Genomic DNA, 20,321 nt, shown 5'->3' with positions numbered 1-20,321 from the left:
TTCGCCCGCTTCGGTCTCGGTCGTCGGCGGTTCCTCAGCCGCGACTTCCGTCAGCCATGCCGGCAGTTCTTCTTCGCCTTCACTCTCGGCCTCAGCAGACACTTCTTCGCTCAATCCCGCCAGCCATTCCGGCACTTCTTCTTCGGCAGGCGCTTCGGCTTCGCTCAGCACAGGGGCTTCGGCTTCGCTCAGTCCGGGCGCTTCGGCTTCCGAAGGCGCTTCCTCCGCACTTTCGGCCATCTCCGCCACCCACTCCGGCGGTTGCTCGACCCGCGCTTCCGGTGCAGTCAGCAGTTCCTCTTCCGCCGCACCGTGCTTTGCCGCCAAGCTCTCCAGCCACGCCAGGGCATCGTCTTCGCTTTCCGGCGGGGCTTCAGCAGCCGCTTCGTCTGCGCTCAGCGCAGGCGCTTCGGCTTCGAGAGATGGCGCTGCTTCTTCGGCAACCGGTGCTTCGGCTTCGCTCAGCACAGGCGCTTCGACTTCCAAAGGCGCTTCCTCCGCACTTTCGGCCATCTCCGCCACCCACTCCGGCGGTTGCTCGACCCGCGCTTCCGGCGCAGTCAGCAGTTCCTCTTCCGCCGCACCGTGCTTTGCCGCCAGGCTCTCCAGCCACGCCAGGGCATCGTCTTCGCCTTCCGGCGGCGCTTCGGTAGCCGCTTCGGCTTCGCTCAGCGCAGGGGCCTCGTCTGCGCTCGGCCCAGGCGCTTCGGCTTCGCCCGCTTCGGTCTCGGTCGTCGGCGGTTCCTCAGCCGCGACTTCCGTCAGCCATGCCGGCAGTTCTTCTTCGCCTTCACTCTCGGCCTCAGCAGACACTTCTTCGCTCAATCCCGCCAGCCATTCCGGCACGGCTTCCCCCCCAGCGGGTTCCGGCTCATTTTCAGGCGCGGCCGTGGTGGTTTCCTCAGCCCCGCTCAACCATTCCGGCAAGGGGAGTTCCGCTTCGGCAGTCGCCTCCGCACCGCCTTCCTCCACCGGCTCTTCCCCCACACCTGCCAACCAGTCGGGCAAAGGCGATTCCTCCAAAGACAGACCTTCCGCCCCCTCAGCCTCCGAGGCTCCCACACCCCCCAACAGGGCCGCGAAATCCTCGTCAATGTCGGCATCGAGCACCTCGTCTTCCTCAGAAGCGGCCTCGGCAGGCACCTCGCCGCCAGGGGCCATCGCCTGCAGCCAATCCGGTAGTTCAGCCGATTCCAGCGCCGGGGTCTCTTCCTCCGCCTCGGCAGGCTCTTCCAATCCTTCAGGCTCCCCAAACCAGGAAGGCAACGAGCGTGTCTCCTCCGCCGAGGCGAGCGGTTGGTCGGCAGGCACTTCTTCCCAGGCCGCGGGGGAGGCCATTTCCGGCATCCATTCCAACTGCTCCAGTTGCACTGCCTCATCCGGCACCAGGTCAACAGTGGGGCGGGAAGGCGAGCAATAAGCCTCGTAGGGGTCAAGAGCATACAGACGTTGCAAGTAAGGCTTGGCTTCTTCCGCCCGACCGGTTTCTTCCAACACACGCGCCATCAAACGATTGGCCTGCAGGCAATAAGGCAGTTTGCGCAAAAGGGAAGCCGCCATGTTGGCCGCCTCCACAGCCTGCCCGTTCTGATAAAGGGCCTCAGCCAAAAGGGCCATCAGGTCGGCACGTTGGGGCTCGTCGGCCAGGGCAGAGCGCAATTCGGCCACGGCCTGGGCGCTCAAGCCATTGCGCAGGTACATCCGCGCCAACGCCCCCCGCGTCAGCCGCAGGCGGGGCGGCGCAAGCCCTTCTACAGCCTCGTACAAGCGCCGCAATTCATCCTGCACCGCAGGGGCCGAGGGCTGCACCTCGAAAGCCCGCTCCATGTGCCAGAGTGCCGCCTTGCGATCGCCGGCCTGCTCGCGCACTTTGCTCAGGGCAAAATGCGCTACGAAATCATCGGGCACAGCAGCGAGCACGCGCTGGAAAATATCGGCGGCTTCCTGGTAACGCTGCACTTCCAAATAGGCGCTCCCCAGCAGCCGATAGGTTTCCACGTGTTTGGGGAAAACCCCCAAAATGTGCCGGCAGTGGGCAATGGCTTCGTCATAAGCCCCGCGATTGATCAGTTCACCGATCTGACGGTTATAGGCGCGCAAATTGATCTTGGTCATGGTTCTTCTCCCTTGCCCTTAGTATGCCCTATCTTCGCCAGAAAAGCAAGCCCCATGAGAACAGAAAGCAGGCCACCGAAGCGATGGCCTGCTCATTCCATCGAGAAAGGGAAGGCGCAAAATTACTCCTGCGAGGGAGCGCTCTCACTGCGCCGGCTGAACCAGATAGCCCAAACCAGGGAAGCCAGCATGGCGAAGAAGAGCACCCAACCGCCCACACCGAAATGCTCGTACTGCGCCACCATGGGGGCCACAATCACAGCCACCAGGTTGACCACCTTGATCATCGGGTTCAGCGCAGGGCCGGCGGTGTCTTTCAGCGGGTCGCCGACGGTGTCGCCAACCACGCTGGCTTTGTGCCGGTCGGAGCCTTTGCCCAGGTTGTTGGCCGGGTCCTTCGGCTCGTCTTCGATGGTCTTCTTGGCGTTATCCCAGGCGCCACCGGCGTTGTTCATGAACACCGCCAGCAACTGCCCCGAGAGGATCAAACCGGCCAGGAAGCCACCCAGCGCCTCCACGCCCAGCCACATGCCGACCAAAATCGGGGTGACCACGCCCAGAATGGCGAGGGCGATGAGCTCTTTCTGCGCAGCCACAGTGGAGATCGCGACCGGGCGCTGGTAGTCAGGCTTGCGTTTGCCTTCCAGCACGCCCATGCGGAACTGCCGCCGGACCTCATCCACCATCAGGGAAGCCGCGCGGCGCACGGCCTGAATGGCATAGCCGGAGAAAAGCATCGGCAACGCGCCACCGATGAGCATGCCCACGAACACCTCAGGCACGTTAACACGAATGCCAAGGTTCTTCAAGAGCAACGCATCAGGCACGCCTGCCTGCGCCTGCGCCTTGCTCACATCGACCATGTAAGAGCCAAAGAGGGCCACCGCGGCGATGACCGCCGAGCCAATGGCCACACCTTTGGTAATGGCCTTGGTGGTGTTGCCCACCGCGTCCAGGTCGGCCATGATCTGCTGGGCCACTTTGGTCTCTTCGTCTTCCATGCCAGCCCACGACATTTCGCCAATGCCGTTGGCGTTGTCGGAAATCGGGCCAAAGGAATCCATTGCGACGTTGTTGCCGGTGAGGGTCAGCATACCGATACCGGTCATGGAAACGCCGTAGAGGATGTAGGTGATCTTTTCTACCTCGGTCAGCCCGGGAATACCCTGGAAGATCCACACCGAGCCCATGATGGTGAGGGCAATCACCAGAATCGCCCAAACCGACGATTCGTACCCCACTGCCAGGCCCTGCAAAATCAGGGTTGCCGAACCGGTGTCGGCTGATTTTTTGATTTCCCGGACGGGTTTGCCTTCAGCGCCGGTGAAGTAATCGGTCAGGCGGTCGTTGGCAATCGCGAGGAGCACGCCTACAGCCACCGCCGTCGGGGCACGCCACCAGCCGCCGGGCAACGAGCCTTTTTGCATCACGCCCAGGTAATACCAGCCCACAGCATAGAACAAGGCCGTCGAAATGGCTGCGGAAGAGAGAAAGCCTTTGAAAATGGCTTTCATCGCGTCGCCGCCCTTGTCGGGGCCGCCCTTGACCAGGTAAGTACCGATGATGGAGGAGAACACGCCAATGCCACGCACCAGCAGCGGATACACAATCCAGGCCATGCTACCGGTGATGTGCCAGAGGGCCAGGCCGAGGATCAAAGCAGCGACGATGGTCACTTCATAGGACTGAAAAATATCGGCAGCCATACCGGCGCAGTCGCCGACGTTGTCGCCCACCAGGTCGGCCACCACAGCGGGGTTGCGGGGGTCGTCTTCGGGGATGCCGGCTTCCACCTTACCCACCAGGTCAGCGCCCACATCCGCGGCCTTGGTGTAAATGCCGCCGCCCACGCGCATGAAGAGGGCAATCAGCGTGGCGCCAAAACCAAAGCCCAGCAAGGCGTCGGGCGCGGCAATGCCGAAATACATGAAGATGATGGTGCCGCCCAGCAGCCCCAGACCGTCGGTGAGCATGCCGGTAATCGTGCCCGCACGGTAGGCAATGCGGAGAGCGTCACCAAACGAGCGCCGCGCCGCCGAAGCCACGCGCACATTGCCTTCCACAGCCATGCGCATACCAATTTGCCCCACAGCCAGCGAGAACAGGGAGCCTAAAACAAAAGCGCCCGCCCGACCAACACCCATGATCAAGCGGACTGTTCCAACAGGCAACCCGGCAAAGCGCTGCATGGCTTCTTCGGAAACGGGAACGATGTACACAGAGAAGAAAAGCAGCACCGTCAGAATTAAAATGAACGGCATGATAATCTTGGTCTGGCTGTTCAGGTAAGCCACCGCCCCGTCACGGATGGCGCTCCAGACCTCTTGCATCTTCTCTGTGCCTTTGTCTTCCCGCAGAATCTGGTTCCGCAGGAAGAGGGCGTAGGCAAGGCCAAGGATGGCAATGCCTAAAATCACCCAAATGGCAATTTGTTCAGCGGGGGTCAATAAACTCATGCGTCTAAGCCTCCTCCAGGGTAAAAGATAACGTCCCCATTGTGACGCCACGCACAATGGGCGGTAGCCCGATTTTATAAAAGGACGATGAGAATGTCAAGCCAGTTAGCGGCACAGAGGGTAAAGAGGTGACAATTTCCCCCTTAACGCAGGGCTTCCGTCAGCACTTCGTCCAAACGACAGACAGCGACAACGCGCAGCGCCTGCAATGCCGATTTCGGCACGTCCTCCAGGTCTTTCAAATTGCGCTCCGGCAAGATCACCGTTTTGAGGCCATGCCGGTGCGCCGCAAGCACTTTTTCTCGCACGCCGCCTACCGGCAGCACCTTGCCCCGCAAGGTAATTTCGCCCGTCATTGCCACCTCGTGACGCACGGGACGGTGGGTGAAAGCCGAAATCAGCGCCACAGCCATTGTCACGCCGGCGCTGGGGCCGTCTTTCGGCACCGCGCCTTCCGGCACATGGATGTGAATATCGGTCTTCTCGAAAGCCTCGGCTTCCAGGCCAAAATCGGTGCGATGTGCTTTCAAATAGGAAAGCGCCGCCTGAGCCGATTCCTGCATCACATCGCCAATCTGGCCGGTAATGCGCAGGTCGCCTTTGCCATCCATCAACAGCACTTCAACGGGCATCACCTCGCCGCCGGTGACCGTCCAGGCCAGCCCCATCGCCACCCCCACCTCGTCTTCCGTTTCGGCTTCCATATCGAAATACACCGCGGGGCCGAGGAAGCGCGCCACCGTGCGGCCGGTGATACGATGAGGGAAACGCTTGCCTTCCGCCTTCAAACGCGCGACCTTGCGGCAAATGCGCCCAATTTCGCGCTCCAGGTTGCGCACCCCGGCCTCGTTGGTGTATTCCCGAATCACCCGGCGAAGGGCCGCATCGGTGAAACGAATGTCTTCTTCCGAAAGGCCGCTTTCTTCCATCTGGCGGGGGATGAGGAAGCGGCGCGCGATGTGAATTTTCTCTTCTTCGACATAGCCGGGGAACTCGATGACTTCCATCCGGTCGAGCAATGCCGGCGGAATGGTCGCGAGGGTGTTCGCGGTGGTAATGAAAAGCACTTTGGAAAGGTCGTAAGGCAGTTCCAGGTAATGATCGGAGAAAGCGTAATTTTGTTCGGGGTCGAGCACTTCCAGCAGCGCCGCAGAAGGGTCGCCGCGGAAATCGTTGCCAAGTTTATCGACCTCGTCGAGCATGAAAACCGGGTTGATCGTGCTGGCGCGCTTCATGGTTTGCAGAATGCGCCCCGGCAACGCCCCGATATAGGTGCGCCGATGCCCGCGAATTTCGGCTTCGTCGCGCACACCGCCCAGGGAAACCCGCACAAACTTGCGCCCTAACGCCTCGGCAATGGATTTTCCCAACGAGGTCTTCCCCGTGCCGGGCGGACCTACAAAGCATAAAATGGGTTGGCGGGTGCGCTTGGGCTTCAAATTGCGCACTGCGATGTATTCCAAAATGCGGTCTTTGGCCTTGGGCAGACCATAGTGGTGCTCTTCCAACACTTCGGCCGCGTGGGCGATATCCAGATTATCGTCGGTGGCCTCGGTCCACGGCAGGTCGAGAATCCATTCGATGTAAGTGCGCAAAATGCCCACTTCAGGTGCCATAGGCGGCAGTTGCCCCAGCCGCTCAATTTCCTTCAACGCCCGGGCGCGCGGCTCCTCCGGCAAATTGGCCTTCTCGACACGCTCCCGCAATTCGTTGATTTCCTGGGTCCAGAAATCCCCTTCGCCGAGTTCGGTCTGGATGGCGCGCATCTGCTCCCGCAGGTAGGCTTCCCGCTGGTTGCGGTCCATTTCATCCTGCACCCGGCTGTGAATTTCGTCTTCCAGTTCCAGGCGCGCCACCTCTTGCTGCATGGCTTCGAGCACGCGCTGCAACCGCGCCGCAGGGTCGGCCAGGCCAAGCACCTCCAACAGCAACGCGTGGTCGGGCGAAAGCGCCATCGCCATCAAATCGGCCAACCAGCCCATCTGGTCGGCATTAAGGGCGTAGAGGTAGGTTTCCTCGGGCAGGGCGTCGTTGAGTTCCACAAAACGCTCGAAAGTGCGCAAAGCGGCCTTCATCAGCGCGCGGCTCTCGGCGTCTTCCGGCTCAGGGGGCGCGACAGGGCGCACCCGCACCACCGGGTAGGGGGAAGTTTCCACCACCTCGACCAATTCCACCCGCCGCCGTCCCTGCATCAGCGTTGCGTGGGCTTCGTTAGGCATGGCATAAGGAAAGCCCGCGGCAACCTCGACCCCCATCGGGAAGACATCGGCCCAGGTGGGGCTTTCCTTGCTCAAGTCGCTCAGCAAGAAAACAACCAGGGTCGTGGCATTCTCCACTGCGGCGCGCACCGCGGCGACGTTTTCCTCGCCGGGCACGATAAGCGGTGCCACCAGATGCGGGAAGACAATGCTATCGGCCAGCACCACCGCCGGCAACGTCAACAGGCCATCTTCGTCGGGGCGGGGCTCCGGCACAGCATAGAGCGCCTCGGTTTGGGAACGCAACGCAGCCGCGGCGTCGTCGTTGAAAGGCTGGTCCCACGGGGGGGTATCGTCAAAGAGGTCATGGTCTTCTTCGTAATCGTGGTTCATAAGCCACCTGAGGGAGCAGAGATACGGTGCAAGGAAAGGGGTTGCCAGTGGCTGGAAGCCAGGTGGGCCGCGTGCCAAACGCTACGTGCGGCCGCGGCGACGAAGAGGCTGCCCGTCACCAACACCACAGCCTCACCCGCCGCGGCGCGGAAAGCCGCCTGCAAGGCGTCTTCCACGTCGGCAAAGGCCTGAGCCGCCCGGCCGAGTTGGTGCACCTGGGCGCGCAGGTCTTCGGGGTCGGCGGCGCGGGGATGGTGGGAACGGGTCACAATGACACGCCGGGCACGAGGCACCAGTTCTTCCAACATGCCGCGGATGTCTTTATCGGCCGAGGCGCCAAACACCAGCACCAGCGGCCAGCCGGGGAAATATTCGTCCAGCGTGAGGCGAATTTGATGGGCTGCGGCGCGGTTGTGCGCGCCATCCACCACCAGCGGGGGATTGCGGTGCAGCACCTCGAAACGGCCGGGCCAGCGGGCCGCGGCAAACCCGCGGCGGATGGCTTCCGGCGACAGCGCCAGCCCCTGCCGCCGCGCGGTTTGCAGCGCGGCGTAGGCCGTGGCCGCGTTGATCACCTGATGCGGCCCCAGCAGCGAAATGCGCAGGCGGGTGGGTTCCCATTCCTGAAAACCGCCAGATTCCACGAAGGCATCCACCAGCGGCTGCTCGGCTTTGTGCCACACGAAGAGCACCTGTCCTTCCAGCGAACGCGCCACCGGCGCGTAGAGCCAATCGCGCCCCACTTCAATCAGCGGAGCCTCTCGCTCGGCAGCCACCGCCGCAATGCGCTGCCGCGCTTCGGGCGGCTGCGGGGCCATGACCACCGGCACGCCCGGCTTGATAATGCCCGCTTTTTCGCCAGCAATGGCTTCCAGCGTATTGCCCAAAATGGCGGTGTGGTCGTAAGAAATCGGCGTAATCACCGAAACCAGGGGGTGCACCACGTTGGTGGCATCCAACCGCCCGCCAAGGCCCACTTCCACCACCGCCACATCCACGGCACGCTCGGCAAAGTAAAGGAAGGCCGCTGCCGTGATGAGTTCGAAAGTCGTGAGCCCGGGAATGCGCGCGATGCAAGGCTCGAGGCGCGCCACCACCCGCGGCAGATCCGCGTGGGGCATTGGGCGGCCATTCACCTGAATGCGCTCGGCAAAATCTTCCAGATGCGGCGAAGTATAAAGCCCCACTGTGTAGCCCTGCGCCTGCAAAGCCGCGGCCATCAATGCCGCTGTCGAGCCTTTCCCTTTCGTGCCAGCAATGTGCAGCACGGGGTAGGCACGATGCGGGTCGCCCAGGGCTTCCAGTAACGCCTCGACGCGCGCCAGGTCGAATTTTTCGGGGGCATTTCGCAGGTTGCGCGTCAAACTGTAATCGATGAAACTGTAAAGAAAATCCAGCGCAGCCTGATAATCGGGTTCGTATTCGGGCATGGCGTGATTGTAACCGCGCGGCAAAGGAAGGGCAAGGGAAAAGCCTTTCATCGCCGCGGGCCAAAGCCGCAATGGGGGGAAAGATACCCTGATGCCCGGATGCCCTGATGCCCTGTGCCGTCCTGAGCGGAGGGCTGAGCGCAGTCGAAGCCCGAAGTCGAAGGGCAGCGGGGGAAAAACAAACCGCAGATTTCGCAGATTGCACAGAAAAAAATCCGCCGATGCCACCGATTTGCACCGATGGGGAAAAAGATGCCCAGATGCCCTGTGCTGTGATGCCCCGTGCCGCCCTGAGCAAAAGCGACGCCGCTTGCCTCCGACCACCTGACTGTCCGACCACCTGACTACCCGACTATCTGCCCACCCCCCTCTCCGCCTACGCGTTCCCCCACCCTTGCTTGCAGCACGCCGGCCTGCTCTTTTTCCATCAACGAATGCACAATCAGCAGTTTCTGCCAGATCTTGCGGGAAAGATTGGTGGTCAGGCTTTCGATTTCATCCACTGCCCCCAAAGCCACCGGGTCGTCGAATTCCTGCAGATAAAGCGCGGCGATTTTCCCAATCAGCGAAAGCATCTCGCTGCAATAATCCAGGTAGCGGGAAAGCTCGAAAAGGGTCAAATCCTCCACCGGGGAAGAAGCCGTCGAAGCCCCGCGTTTCAGCACGCGCTCCGGGTCTTTGGTCAACTGGTGCATATCAATGACATGCGCCAGCGAGCGCAATTCGTGCAACGCCTCCAGCGCACGGCGGCGCTTGAGGCGGGCTTCCACCGTGAAAAAGAAAAACAGCGCTGCACCGATCAAAATGACATCATTGATCGCCGCCTCCAGCGTTTGCAGAAAATCGGCCAGGCCCAAACTTTGCAATTGCCGCACATCGAGGTGAATGATCAAGAGCAAACGCGCCATAATCAACAACAGCACCCCCACCACCAACACAATCGCAAGGCGAATCGCCCAATGGGGACGCGCAATCCACGCCGCGCGCTGGCGGGTTTCCTCTGCGGCCTTTTGCAAATCGGCACACACCTGATTGAGCCCCCGCTGCGGAAACCGCTCCTTGATGCGGCGGCACAACACCGTGGCCGTGGCGACAATCTTGTCAGCATCCAAATTGCGGTAACGGCGTCTTTCCCGCTCCATAGCGTTCATCGTCACCTGCCCAACGGCTGCCTCTCCACAGCCCAAGCGCTCTGACGGATTTTAGGAAATTATATCCCATGAGAAACAGATGAGGGTCGGGAAAGCGCCCTTGCTTAGCGGTATAATACTTCCATCTCATTTTGCGAGGTTTCCTATGTCCCTCTCTCAGGCTTTGCAATACCTTCAGGAAAACCACAGCCGCTTCCTCGCCGAACTGGAAGCCTTCCTTCGCATTCCCTCGATTTCCACGACGCCCGAACATCAGGAAGACATCGCCCGCGCGGCCAACTGGGTGGCCGACAACTTGCGTGCCATTGGGGCGCAGCAGGTAGCCGTTTACCCTACCGCGGGCCACCCCGTGGTGTATGGCGAACTACCCGCGGCGCGCGAAAACGCGCCCACGGTGCTCATCTACGGCCACTACGACGTCCAGCCTGCCGAGCCGCTGGAATTGTGGGAAAGCCCGGCCTTCGAACCTGCCGTGCGCGAGGAACGCCTTTACGCCCGCGGCGCGACCGACATGAAGGGGCAGGTGATGGCTTCCCTGAAAGCCGTGGAAGCCGCCGCACAGGCTGGCTTGCCGGTCAATGTGAAATTCATCATCGAAGGGGAAGAGGAAATCGGCTCGCCCGACCTCGCCACGTTCATCGCCGAGCACAAAGACCTGCTCGCTGCCGACGTCTGCCTGAACCCTGATGCAGGCATGTTAGGCCCCGACTGGCCGACCATCACCTACGGCCTGCGCGGGCTGGCCTATTTCGAACTGCGGGTTTACGGCCCCGCCCACGACCTGCATTCCGGCATTTACGGCGGCGTGGTGCACAACCCCGCGCAGGCGCTGGCCGAACTCATCGCGGGCATGCACGACGAACACGGGCGCATCACCCTGCCCGGCTTTTACGACAAGGTGCGCCCCCTCACCGACGAGGAACGCCAGGCGCTGGCGCAACTACCCTTCGACCCCACCGCGTTCTATCTGGAACAGACCGGCGTGCCCGAACTCTGGGGCGAACCCGAATACACGCCGGTGGAACGCACCGGCGCGCGCCCCACGCTGGAAATCAACGGCCTTTACAGTGGTTTCATTGAAAAAGGCGCCAAAACCGTGATCCCTTCCTACGCAATGGCGAAGATTTCCTGCCGCCTGGTGCCTGACCAGGACCCCGACGAGGTGGCCAAGCAACTCAAAGCCTACCTGAAAGCCCACGCGCCTGCTACCATCCGCTGGGAACTCGACGTCATGGCTGGCGGGCCGGCTTCCCTCACCGACATCCACACCCCCGCGGTGCAGGCCCTGGCCGCGGCGCTGGAAGCCACCTGGGGGCGGCAGCCCTTCTACCGCCGGGAAGGCGGCAGCATTCCGGTCGTGGCGCAAATGGAAGAAATTCTGGGGCTGGAATCGGTGCTCACCGGTTTCGGCCTTCCCGATGGCAACCTGCACGCCCCTAACGAAAACCTGCACCTGCCCACATGGCAAAAAGGCATGGAGGCCCTGGTGCGGTTCTTCTATCAATTCGGTCAAACCGCCTGAAGAGAGACTTCTCTCTCTTCCCCAAGTTTCAAAGGAGAAACCCATGTCGAACTATCAAGAGCCTGTCGAAGAACTGACCGCTGCTGCCCGCGACCTTCATCGCGCCATCAAATCCCTCACCGAAGAACTGGAAGCCGTGGACTGGTACAACCAGCGCGTCGACGCCTGTCAGGACCCTGAGTTAAAGGCCATTCTGGCGCACAACCGCGACGAAGAAAAAGAACACGCTGCCATGCTGCTGGAATGGATTCGACGGCAGGACGCCACCTTTGCCAAGGAGTTGAAAGATTACCTCTTCACCGAAAAACCCATCGCCCACGACTAAACGGGCGCAACTGACCAACGCCGTCATGCGCGCTTTCCTGTTGCTCCCGCTGTTCGTCGCCGACACCGCCGCCGAGAACGAAATCCCCACCGCGGGCAAGAACCTGAAGATGCCCAACTACGGCGGGCAGGCCATCATCGAAGGCGTGATGATGCGCGGCAAGCGCGCCGTAGCAATGGCTATGCGCAAGCCTGACGGCGAAATCCACATCCACACCGAAGCCCTCAGCCGCATTTACCAAAGCCCGGTGATGAAAATCCCCTTTTTGCGGGGCATCATCGGGCTGTGGGATGCGCTGGTGCTGGGCACCCGTGCGCTCACGCTTTCGGCCAACCTTCAGGTGGACGAAGAGGAGCAACTGGAAGGCTGGGGGCTGTACCTCACCCTGGGCTTCTCGCTGCTCGTGGGCGTGGCGATGTTTGCCTTGCTACCCGCGGGCGTGGGGCATCTGGGGCAGCGCTTCCTCGGCATGAACGCCTTTTGGGGCAACGTGCTGGAAGGGCTGGTGCGCCTCGCGCTGCTGGTGGGCTATGTGTGGGCCATCGGGCTGATGGAAGACGTCCGGCGGCTCTACATGTATCACGGGGCAGAGCACAAAACCATCAACACGTTCGAAGCCGACGCCCCGCTGACGCCGGAAAGCGCCGCCCGCTACCCGCTGGAACACCCCCGCTGCGGCACCGCGTTCCTGTTGATTTTGGTGGTCGTTTCGATTGTGGCTTACAGCCTGCTGGGCGAGCAAACGCTCTTCTGGCGGCTTGCCAGCCGGGTGCTCTTACTGCCGGTGCTGGCAGGCGTCGCCTACGAATATCTGCGCTGGACCGCCGACCACATGGGCAACCGCTTCGTACACGCCATCGTGCAGCCCAACCTGTGGCTGCAACGGCTGACCACGCGGGAACCCACGCGCGACATTCTGGAAGTCGGCCTCACGGCGTTCCAGGCCATGCGCGAGGCAGAAGAAGCAGGAAGGGTAAGTTAGAAATTGCAGAATTAGGAATGAGGGAAAGAAAAACCCTGACAGGTTTTCAAAAACCTGTCAGGGCTTTTGGGTTGGGTGCAAACCGGCGGGAATTACGCTTCTGCCTCAGCCTCGTCGCCTTCCACTTCCGCTTCAGCCTCGTCGGCCTTTTTCACCTTTTTGGCGACCTCTTCGGCAATTTCCTGCCCGCGCTGTTGCAGGGTAATGGCCTGCTCCTGCGCGATCTTCGCGGCTTCCTCGGCCTTCTTGCGGGCTTCCGCCAGGGCTTCTTCAGCCTTCCTGCGGGCTTCCTCCGCGCGCTTCAACGCCTCTTCGGCGCTCACCGTCGCGCGGTCTTTGATTTCCACGCCCTTCTCACGCAGCATCGTGCGGATTTCTTCGCCAGACTGGGGGGCCATCAGCAAAGCGGCCAAGGCGCCCATCACGCCCCCCACGATCACGCCAGCCAGGAATGCGCCAAAATCATTGTTGTTCTCGGCCATGGTTCACTCTCCTTTTTTAGGTTTTCGCTTGCGGCCCCGCACCAGGTTCAGTGCACCGGCAACGCTGCTCAGCGCGGCCACGGTTTCGTTGAGCCTTATCACAGGCTCCGCGACACGCTTGCTCAGAAATTCCACCGTGCCCTGCAAGACCGTGACGGTGCGGGTGGTGGAATCCAAGATCGGCCGCACTTCGTTCTGCAGCAAGTTGATGAGCACCGCAATCTGCACCACCAGCACCAGCAACGCCACCCCAACGAGCAACCCTTCCAACGCCAGCAAGATGATGAAAATGTCGCGAATGCGGGCCGTTGGCGCGCCAGGGCTGAGGAGGTACACCAGCGCCGCCACAAACAGCGCTAATGTCACCACCCCACCGCCTGCCGCCGCCCATATCCACTTGCGGCTGCTCTGGGGCGCGGCTTCTTCGTTGCCCTGGGGCACGGGAACCTGAGATTTGACTTCGTCGCTCATAGCATTTTGATTATATCACGCCCCACCCGCCAACGCGCGCTGGGCATGAAATTCTTGTAAATTGCTAACAAACTGGCTGTGCGGTCATCTGGCCACGCACAAAGGTTACCAAACCCGCCGAAGCGCCGGGTTCTCACACGCCTGGCGCCCCACTTTGGCCATATCCAGCCAGGCATCGCCCACGCGCACCCGCACCACGTCGGCGGTAAAGTCGGTGTTGGTAGGGCCGTGGTTGTCGTAGAACCAGGAACCCACGCCGTAGAAGTCCACCGGCACACCGAGTTTCTCGAAGCGGGCAATTTTTTCGGTGCGGAAGCCGCCCGAAACCATAATTTTGATGTTCTGGCAATAACGGCGGGCTTCCTCGCGCCACGATGGGGGCAAATCCCATTGCTCCCACGCGTGGTCGAGGGCTTCTCGCACCTGCCACACCAGCCGCGGGTTGACGCCCAAATCCAACGCGGGGTCGCCCAGCGGGGGCAAGCCTTCATCTCGCAGGTCGCCAGAAGTATCCAGCCGCACACCAAACAGGCGGAAGCAGGCCGCCTCGTCGGGCTTTCCGGCTTCCTTCAGGCGGCGATATTCGGCAAACATGGCCTCGGTCACCCGCACGGCATCGCGAGCGCAGGCGTTGTTGAAATCCACCAGCGCGATGCGCGGCACTTCGGGCGGCAGGGTGCGGGCAAAAGCCAGCATGGCCTCGGGAATGTCGCCGAGGAAGGTGGCAAGGTAGGCATGCGCAGTGGTGCCGCCACCTTTGCCGCCCCACCAGGCGCCCTGCGCGTCGGTGGAAATGAAGGGCTGCACCGCGGCGTCGTGGTCGTGGTTGTAGCGCGCCACACCGATGGCATACGCGTAGCCGTCGAGCGCCTGCACCGCGGGCAAGTCGAAACGCGCGGGGAAGAACAACACCGGCTTGCCGCGGCTGGCCTGCAAAATCTGGTAGGTGTTGGTGGCAATGCGGCTGCCGCGGGTGAGGAAGCCCAGCGTGACGGTTTCCAGCGGGCCGAAATCGCGGTAGCGGCCCCGCACCCGCAGCACGGGCTGCACGTGCCGTGGGTCGCCGTGGTAAACCACCGTGTCGCCGTCTTCCACTGCCCACACCTGCAACGCGTCCGCGGTGTTGACAAAGTGCGCGCCTTCCCAATAGCCAGCGGCTTCCCGCAAAATGGCTAACGCCACATCCACGCCTGCCACCACGGTGGTGCCCTTGCGGCGGGTGAACCACTGCATTTCGACCTCGGCATCCCCCACCGCCAGGGGGGCTTCCGCCGCGGGCATCCGGCCACGCCCGCCGCGATAGGTATAACCTTCCTGGCTCAACACATCCAGCAAGTGCGCGATATTGACGAAATACTTATCGCTGTAAACCCCGCGGCGGATGCCTTCCCAATCTAAAGCGAAGGTATCGGCGGTCAAACGACGGCCATCGAAAAGGGACATAAACACTCTCTCCTTATCGTACAGGTCAAGGTTGTGCTGTAGCAGGCGCGAGTTCCCAAATGCGCACAATGCCATCAGACGAAACGGTGATAATTGTGTGATTATCCGGCCCAAAGGTCAAAGCATCCACAAAGGTGTAAATGGGCGACATCGTAGGGGTCGGCGTAGCAGTAGCCGCAGGGAAAAGGGGCGATGCCGTACCGGTAGGCATAGGTGTGAGTGTAGGCGTGGGGGTAGGAGAGGGTGTAGGCGTGAGGGTAGGCGGTGGATTGTCAGGAGAACCAGCCGGAGGCCAGGTGCCCCCAAGAAGGGAAGGTTGCTGATTGTCCCAGTGGGCCGATGCCACCCATCTGCCATCCACAAGGCTCCACACAATCAAGTGTTGTTGGCCGCTCACAGCCACGAAATTACCGTTGTGCGAGGTCGCTACCTGTTCTATTTTGAACCCCAGCGGGGCGCTCACCATGACCGGCTTGGTTTCTCTAAACTTCCATAATCGCCATCGCTGGTCGTTAGATCCAGACACCAGTTCCAAATCTGGCCCAGGGCGCCAAGCAAGCGCATTGACCCACCCCATAGTAGGCTTGCTGTTTTTAGTCCACACATGATCAACCAAACCGCCCGAAATTTGCCAGACAATGATTTGATTGACTGAAGCACCTGCCAGGTAAGCCCCATCTGGAGAAAAAGCCAAATGGGTCACTGTACCATCTAACCATTCAAAAGAACGGTAGAGGGCATCGTTACTCACATCCCAAATATAGGTGGCAAACCAATAGGTACCAACCGCCAACAGGGTGCCTTGGGGAGCAAAAGCCAGGGTGGGGGCTAAATCGTAACGCTGTGGAAGGTGATAAATTGCTTCTGCCTGGAAAGGCTTCTCGGTTGGCGTCGGTGTAGCAGAGGGGGAAGAAGGTGTCGGCGTTGCGCCTTCCTCAGAAAGCACACGCGTGGGTGTAGGTGTCGGCGTAAGCGAAGGCGTAGGGGTAAAAGCCGAGGTAGGTGTAGGGGTTGGCGTAAGGGTAGGCGCCAGGTAAAGATTCTTCGCGCTTTCCAACGGCGTATGGCTGAGATCATAGCGCCATATCTTGCCCTTCAAGTCGCTGATCACCAAATACCGCTCGTCAGGAGAAATAGCAATCGCTGTAAAAGGTGGCTCCGCTCGGGTGAAGTGGACAACGGCGGCCACCTGACCATCTTTTACTCGCCGGATGACAACATCAGAAGGCCACCCGGCCAAAGCAACGTATTCCCCTTTTGGAAAAACAGCCGCAGCCCACACGCGCAAGGAGTAGGACGTCGACTCGTGAGCAGTGATCTGACCCTTCGCATCCAGCAAATACAGTTCTCCCCCGGTAGAAACGATAGCCCAGCGCCCATCAGGTAAAGGCTGGGCTTTCCAAGGCGTAAACGGTAACGCAACCTGCCGATCAAGGGATTTGTCTTCCTTCTGGTGAGCAATATCCCGCCATTCAATAGAACGCTCTCGACTTACTATTGAGGCTGTATTGTTATAAAAGTTAATTCCCAACACCTCTTTATGGGACAAATCCCAAACTCGCCACGGGATACGCGTGGTATAAGTGCCTCCAACCCCAGAAAACGTCTTTTTAAAGTCTTCTTTCCACACAAACACTCTTCCCAAGTAAGAACCCACGGCATAATATTGATTGTCTGGCGAAAGGCTAATCGTAGAAATGAAATCATACGTTTTCCAAGCGGAAGCATATGTATGGCTCTTTGCAAAAGCAAAAAGAGACTTTCCCGGCTCTCCCCAAGGCTCCATGCGGATTTGCCTAAAATCTGCATCACTTCTGACGTAAAACAACCATTGACTATCAGCTGAAAATCGCAAATGCCAGATTTGCTGCAAACTAAGGAGCCGGCTTTCTGCCTGATAAAGTGTCCCTTGAGAGAGATCCCATACATCAATCAGGCCCTTAGCACCAGCAGCAAGCCAGCGCCCGTCGGGAGAAGCCGCCAGCGCCGTTATCCACTTCTCGCGCTCAGTAAAAGTGACCGGTGTATAAGTACCATGCTTCCCGTTCTCGTACTCACCACGCCCAGTCGTATGTGTCATGTTGAAAACATGAACTATCTCCCCATCGTTTTCTCGGCGCACCTCAATCCTGCTTCCGCTGGCTATGGCAACCAAACCATGAGAATAAGCAATACGTTGCACCAGGTATTGTGTGGGCCAAAAGCCCACAGGGGCAAGGGTTTTAGCATCATATAAAGCAACCCCTCGGCTTGTAGCCAACGCCACGGCATTTCGTTGGCTCAAGTAAGCTATATCATACACCACGCCATCCCCATATTGAGCCAACAAACGCAGCGCAACCGGAGAAGCCGGCATCTCCGCTTTGGGCGGGGTAGGATATGGTGTTCCTACACTGACCGGCAACGCCAAAGTGGGCGTGGGGGTAAAAGTAGCCGTGGAGGTGAGCGTTGGCGTCAGCGTCGGCGAAGGTGAAGCCGCTGCTGTCGAGGGCGCAGCACGCGCCGACGGATGATTCCCCACGGGTAGCGGCGTATGGGTCGCGGGAAAAATAATGGAAAAAGGGAATGATGAGATCGAAAACGAGAAACATCCCATCAACACAAAAACAATCACCACCCCCTCTACAATCCATAAATATCTCCGTGTGTTCTGCTGCACGACAACACCTCCCTAAGGCGCAAAGGTAAACGTCACGGTTGCTAAATTGTACTCCAAATCTCGGCAGCAGCGTCGGTACGCACCCGATGCGCGCCTGCAGCCTCAAAGCGGGCGTAGGCTTCGTCCGCGGCGTCGGTAAAATCCGCGCCGGGCACGACCACGGGCGAGGTAGTGTCTTCCAACAAGTAAATTTTGCGGGCGAGGTCGCCTTGCCCGCGATTTTGCAGGGCTTCCAGCAGATCGCTCACCGTCCACGCCACGCAGTGGCTCTTGGCCTGGCCAGTGATGATGACGCGATCGTAGGTCTGCACCAGCGCCACCAGCCGCTCGTTGGGTGGCACCAGGAGGCGCCCGTCGGGCGCGGTGTTGACCTCCGGCTGCAAGGCGGAATAGTGCTCGGTGAGGGGATGGTTGCCTTTGATGATGAATTCCGGCTGCGTATAGCGGGCGATGCTGTGGAAGAAAACCGCCTCTTCCACCGCGGGCACCAGCGCGTGGCCGATGCCGCCCAGCATGGCGTGGAACGGCCAAACGGTGTGCTGATATTTGCCGCGGGCAGCCAGGGTGGCAACATAGTGCTCCAGGTGCCGCTGACCTTCTTCGGCCGTCAGGCCGAGTTCGGAAGCCAGCGCGGGGTTGAAGTGCCACTTGCTGGCAGCCACATCGTCCGCGGTAATCATGGTAAAAGGCGCGGGATGGCGGCCTTCTGCATCCACGAGGAAGGGCGCGTGGAAAATCTGCATCGGCAGGTGGGTATCTAAGGTGGCGGTGATGTGGGTGATGCGGTGCAGGTGGTGGTAGATGAACTGGCACAGGCGAATGTTGTCCTCCACCGCGCCGTTGCCGGAGCGCCCGGCGACGAACAACTCGAATTCAGGCAGGCAAAAGGTGTTCTGCACGTCGATGAGCACCAGCGCAGTGCGGAAAGTGTCTTCCGAGGCAGGGCGCAAGCCATGCTGCTGCGCCCAGGCACGGGCTTCTGCCGCGCGGGCCTCGTAATCCACTTTCCAGACTTTCCCTACGCGCTCCGGCTGGAAATGCGGGGGAAGGGGCAAAGCGTCCATCATACAGCCTCCGTTAGTGTAAAACTAACACTTATAAAGACCCAAATGAAAGGCGGGCGCACACACTCCCGCTTCTTCACGTGCATTATACAACAAAAGTGAAAGGGTGGCAAATTTTCGTCCAAAAAGGTCGCAAGGCCGGTGGTATAATGTGGCCTGTCATGCCAGCGGCGTGCGGCATGGCCGAATCCCCCTATTCTGGGAGGCTCCCTCTATGCGCAATCCCAAACGCTACCTGATTCCCGTGCTCTTGCTCATCGCGCTGGCGGTTTACATTGACCTCCCCAGCACGAAAAGCATCAGCATTCCCAACCCCTTTGGGACCAAACCCCTCTTCGAGCATCCCGTGCAAGCCCGCCTGGGGCTCGACCTGCAAGGTGGTGTCCAAGCCCTGCTGCAATCTGAGATCGATTGCAACAAAGTCGACCCTGAAGCCATGAAAACGGCGCGCGCGATTGTCGAGAAACGCGTCAACGGCCTCGGCGTGTCGGAAGCCGTGGTGCAGTTAGCCGACAATTGCCGCATCGTGGTGGAATTGCCCGGCGAACGCGACCCCGAACATGCGCTGGAAACCATCCGCAAAACGGGCGTGCTGGAATTCGTTGATTTAGGCGACACTTACCTGCCGCCGGGAACGCCGGTCCAGACCGACTTCCACAAAGCCACAGCCCCCACACCGACCCCCACCGCCGAAACCACCCCCACAGCGGGTGCAACCCCGGCGGCTTCCCCCACGCCTCAAAAAGTGTGGCACACCGTGATGACCGGCGCCGAGCTCAAGAGCGTGCAAGTCGTCCCCAACCAAACCGGCAACGGCTACGAGATTGCGTTTGAACTCACCACGAAAGGGGCCAAGATCTTCGCCGACTACACCAGCAAAAACGTGGGCAAGATTTTAGGGATTGTGCTGGACGGGAAAGTCATCTCCGCCCCGCGCGTGCAAAGCCCCATTACCGACGGGCGCGGCGTCATCACCGGCAACTTCACCCTGCAAAGCGCCAACGACCTCGCCATCCAGATGCGCTATGGCTCGCTGCCTATCCCGCTGAAGGTGGTGCAAAGCAGCACCATTGGCCCTACCCTGGGTGAAGACTCGCTGCGCAAGAGTGTGCACGCGGGCATTATCGCCATTATCGTCATCTTGAGTTTCATGGCGCTTTATTACCGCCTGCCCGGGTTGGTGGCCGACCTGGCGCTGATTACCTACGCCCTGCTTTCAGTTGCCATCTTCAAGTGGATTCCCGTCACCTTCACCCTGCCCGGCATCGCTGGTTTCGTGTTGAGCATAGGCATGGCCGTCGACGCGAACATCCTCATCTTTGAGCGCATGAAAGAGGAACTCCGCGACGGCCACCCCTTGAACCACGCCATTGACCTGGGATGGAACCGGGCATGGCCTTCCATCCGTGACGCCAACATTTCGACCCTCATTACCACCGCCATCCTCTTCTGGTTCGGGAACGCTTACGGCGCAAGCCTGGTGAAAGGCTTTGCCCTCACCCTGGCTTTGGGCGTGCTGGTCAGCCTGTTTACCGCTGTGACGATTACCCGTATCTTCCTGCACACCATTCTGGATACGGTGGACTTTTCCGCCCACACCAAGTGGTTTGGCATCTAAGGGCGCTCGGAG

At 60.4% G+C, this 20,321-nt stretch carries 13 protein-coding genes and 1 pseudogene; 4 read left to right on the top strand and 10 right to left on the bottom strand.

Going from position 1 to position 20,321, the window contains the following annotated elements; translation table 11 throughout:
- The 5 genes and pseudogenes from ENJ54_07880 to ENJ54_07860 form a co-directional block, all read right to left on the bottom strand.
- A partial coding sequence (locus tag ENJ54_07880) for a tetratricopeptide repeat protein (protein HFC09747.1) occupies positions 1-2,115 on the bottom strand: 2,115 nt, incomplete at its 3' end.
- A 122-nt stretch (positions 2,116-2,237) separates the two neighbouring features.
- A complete protein-coding gene (locus tag ENJ54_07875; protein HFC09746.1) occupies positions 2,238-4,571 on the bottom strand; it encodes a sodium-translocating pyrophosphatase in 2,334 nt (777 codons plus the stop codon).
- Positions 4,572-4,714: 143 nt separating this feature from the next.
- Entirely contained in the window at positions 4,715-7,162 is a 2,448-nt protein-coding gene (gene lon / locus ENJ54_07870) for an endopeptidase La (GenBank protein HFC09745.1), read from the bottom strand.
- The gene (locus ENJ54_07865) at positions 7,159-8,643 is read right to left on the bottom strand and encodes a bifunctional folylpolyglutamate synthase/dihydrofolate synthase (GenBank protein ID HFC09744.1); all 1,485 of its coding nucleotides are present in this window, start codon (positions 8,641-8,643) and stop codon (positions 7,159-7,161) included. Before ENJ54_07865 ends, lon begins: the two co-directional genes overlap by 4 nt.
- Before the next feature lie 386 nt (positions 8,644-9,029).
- Positions 9,030-9,734: pseudogene (locus tag ENJ54_07860) on the bottom strand (hypothetical protein).
- Between the two features lie 154 nt (positions 9,735-9,888).
- Here ENJ54_07860 and ENJ54_07855 point away from each other — a divergent pair.
- The 3 genes from ENJ54_07855 to ENJ54_07845 are packed head-to-tail and all read left to right on the top strand — an operon-like array spanning position 9,889 to position 12,572.
- Entirely contained in the window at positions 9,889-11,265 is a 1,377-nt protein-coding gene (locus tag ENJ54_07855) for a dipeptidase (protein ID HFC09743.1), read from the top strand.
- Positions 11,266-11,308: 43 nt separating this feature from the next.
- The gene (locus ENJ54_07850) at positions 11,309-11,590 is read left to right on the top strand and encodes a ferritin (GenBank protein HFC09742.1); all 282 of its coding nucleotides are present in this window, start codon (positions 11,309-11,311) and stop codon (positions 11,588-11,590) included.
- A gap of 25 nt (positions 11,591-11,615) precedes the next feature.
- The gene (locus ENJ54_07845) at positions 11,616-12,572 is read left to right on the top strand and encodes a DUF1385 domain-containing protein (protein HFC09741.1); all 957 of its coding nucleotides are present in this window, start codon (positions 11,616-11,618) and stop codon (positions 12,570-12,572) included.
- 92 nt (positions 12,573-12,664) lie between these two features.
- Here the strand turns inward: ENJ54_07845 and ENJ54_07840 are convergent, their stop codons facing one another.
- The 5 genes from ENJ54_07840 to ENJ54_07820 all read right to left on the bottom strand — a co-directional run bounded on the left by ENJ54_07840 (position 12,665) and on the right by ENJ54_07820 (position 18,694).
- Positions 12,665-13,054: a YtxH domain-containing protein gene (locus tag ENJ54_07840; protein HFC09740.1), complete on the bottom strand. Its 390-nt coding sequence runs from the start codon at positions 13,052-13,054 to the stop codon at positions 12,665-12,667.
- Between the two features lie 3 nt (positions 13,055-13,057).
- Positions 13,058-13,525, bottom strand: a complete 468-nt coding sequence (locus ENJ54_07835) for a hypothetical protein (protein ID HFC09739.1) — start codon at positions 13,523-13,525, stop codon at positions 13,058-13,060.
- 105 nt (positions 13,526-13,630) lie between these two features.
- Positions 13,631-14,968: a nicotinate phosphoribosyltransferase gene (locus ENJ54_07830; GenBank protein HFC09738.1), complete on the bottom strand. Its 1,338-nt coding sequence runs from the start codon at positions 14,966-14,968 to the stop codon at positions 13,631-13,633.
- A 25-nt stretch (positions 14,969-14,993) separates the two neighbouring features.
- Entirely contained in the window at positions 14,994-17,627 is a 2,634-nt protein-coding gene (locus ENJ54_07825) for a WD40 repeat domain-containing protein (protein ID HFC09737.1), read from the bottom strand.
- A gap of 41 nt (positions 17,628-17,668) precedes the next feature.
- Positions 17,669-18,694: an isochorismatase gene (locus ENJ54_07820; protein HFC09736.1), complete on the bottom strand. Its 1,026-nt coding sequence runs from the start codon at positions 18,692-18,694 to the stop codon at positions 17,669-17,671.
- Positions 18,695-18,905: 211 nt separating this feature from the next.
- On the opposite strand from ENJ54_07820, the gene secD reads away from it, so the two are divergent.
- Entirely contained in the window at positions 18,906-20,309 is a 1,404-nt protein-coding gene (gene secD / locus ENJ54_07815; GenBank protein ID HFC09735.1) for a protein translocase subunit SecD, read from the top strand.
- The last annotated feature ends 12 nt before the right edge of the window (positions 20,310-20,321 follow it).

It is taken from the genome of Chloroflexota bacterium (assembly GCA_011322445.1).
Classification (GTDB): Bacteria; Chloroflexota; Anaerolineae; order Anaerolineales; family DRMV01; genus DRMV01.
Note: the sequence above shows the minus strand (reverse complement) of the source record. Positions and strands in the feature narration are given on the sequence as shown.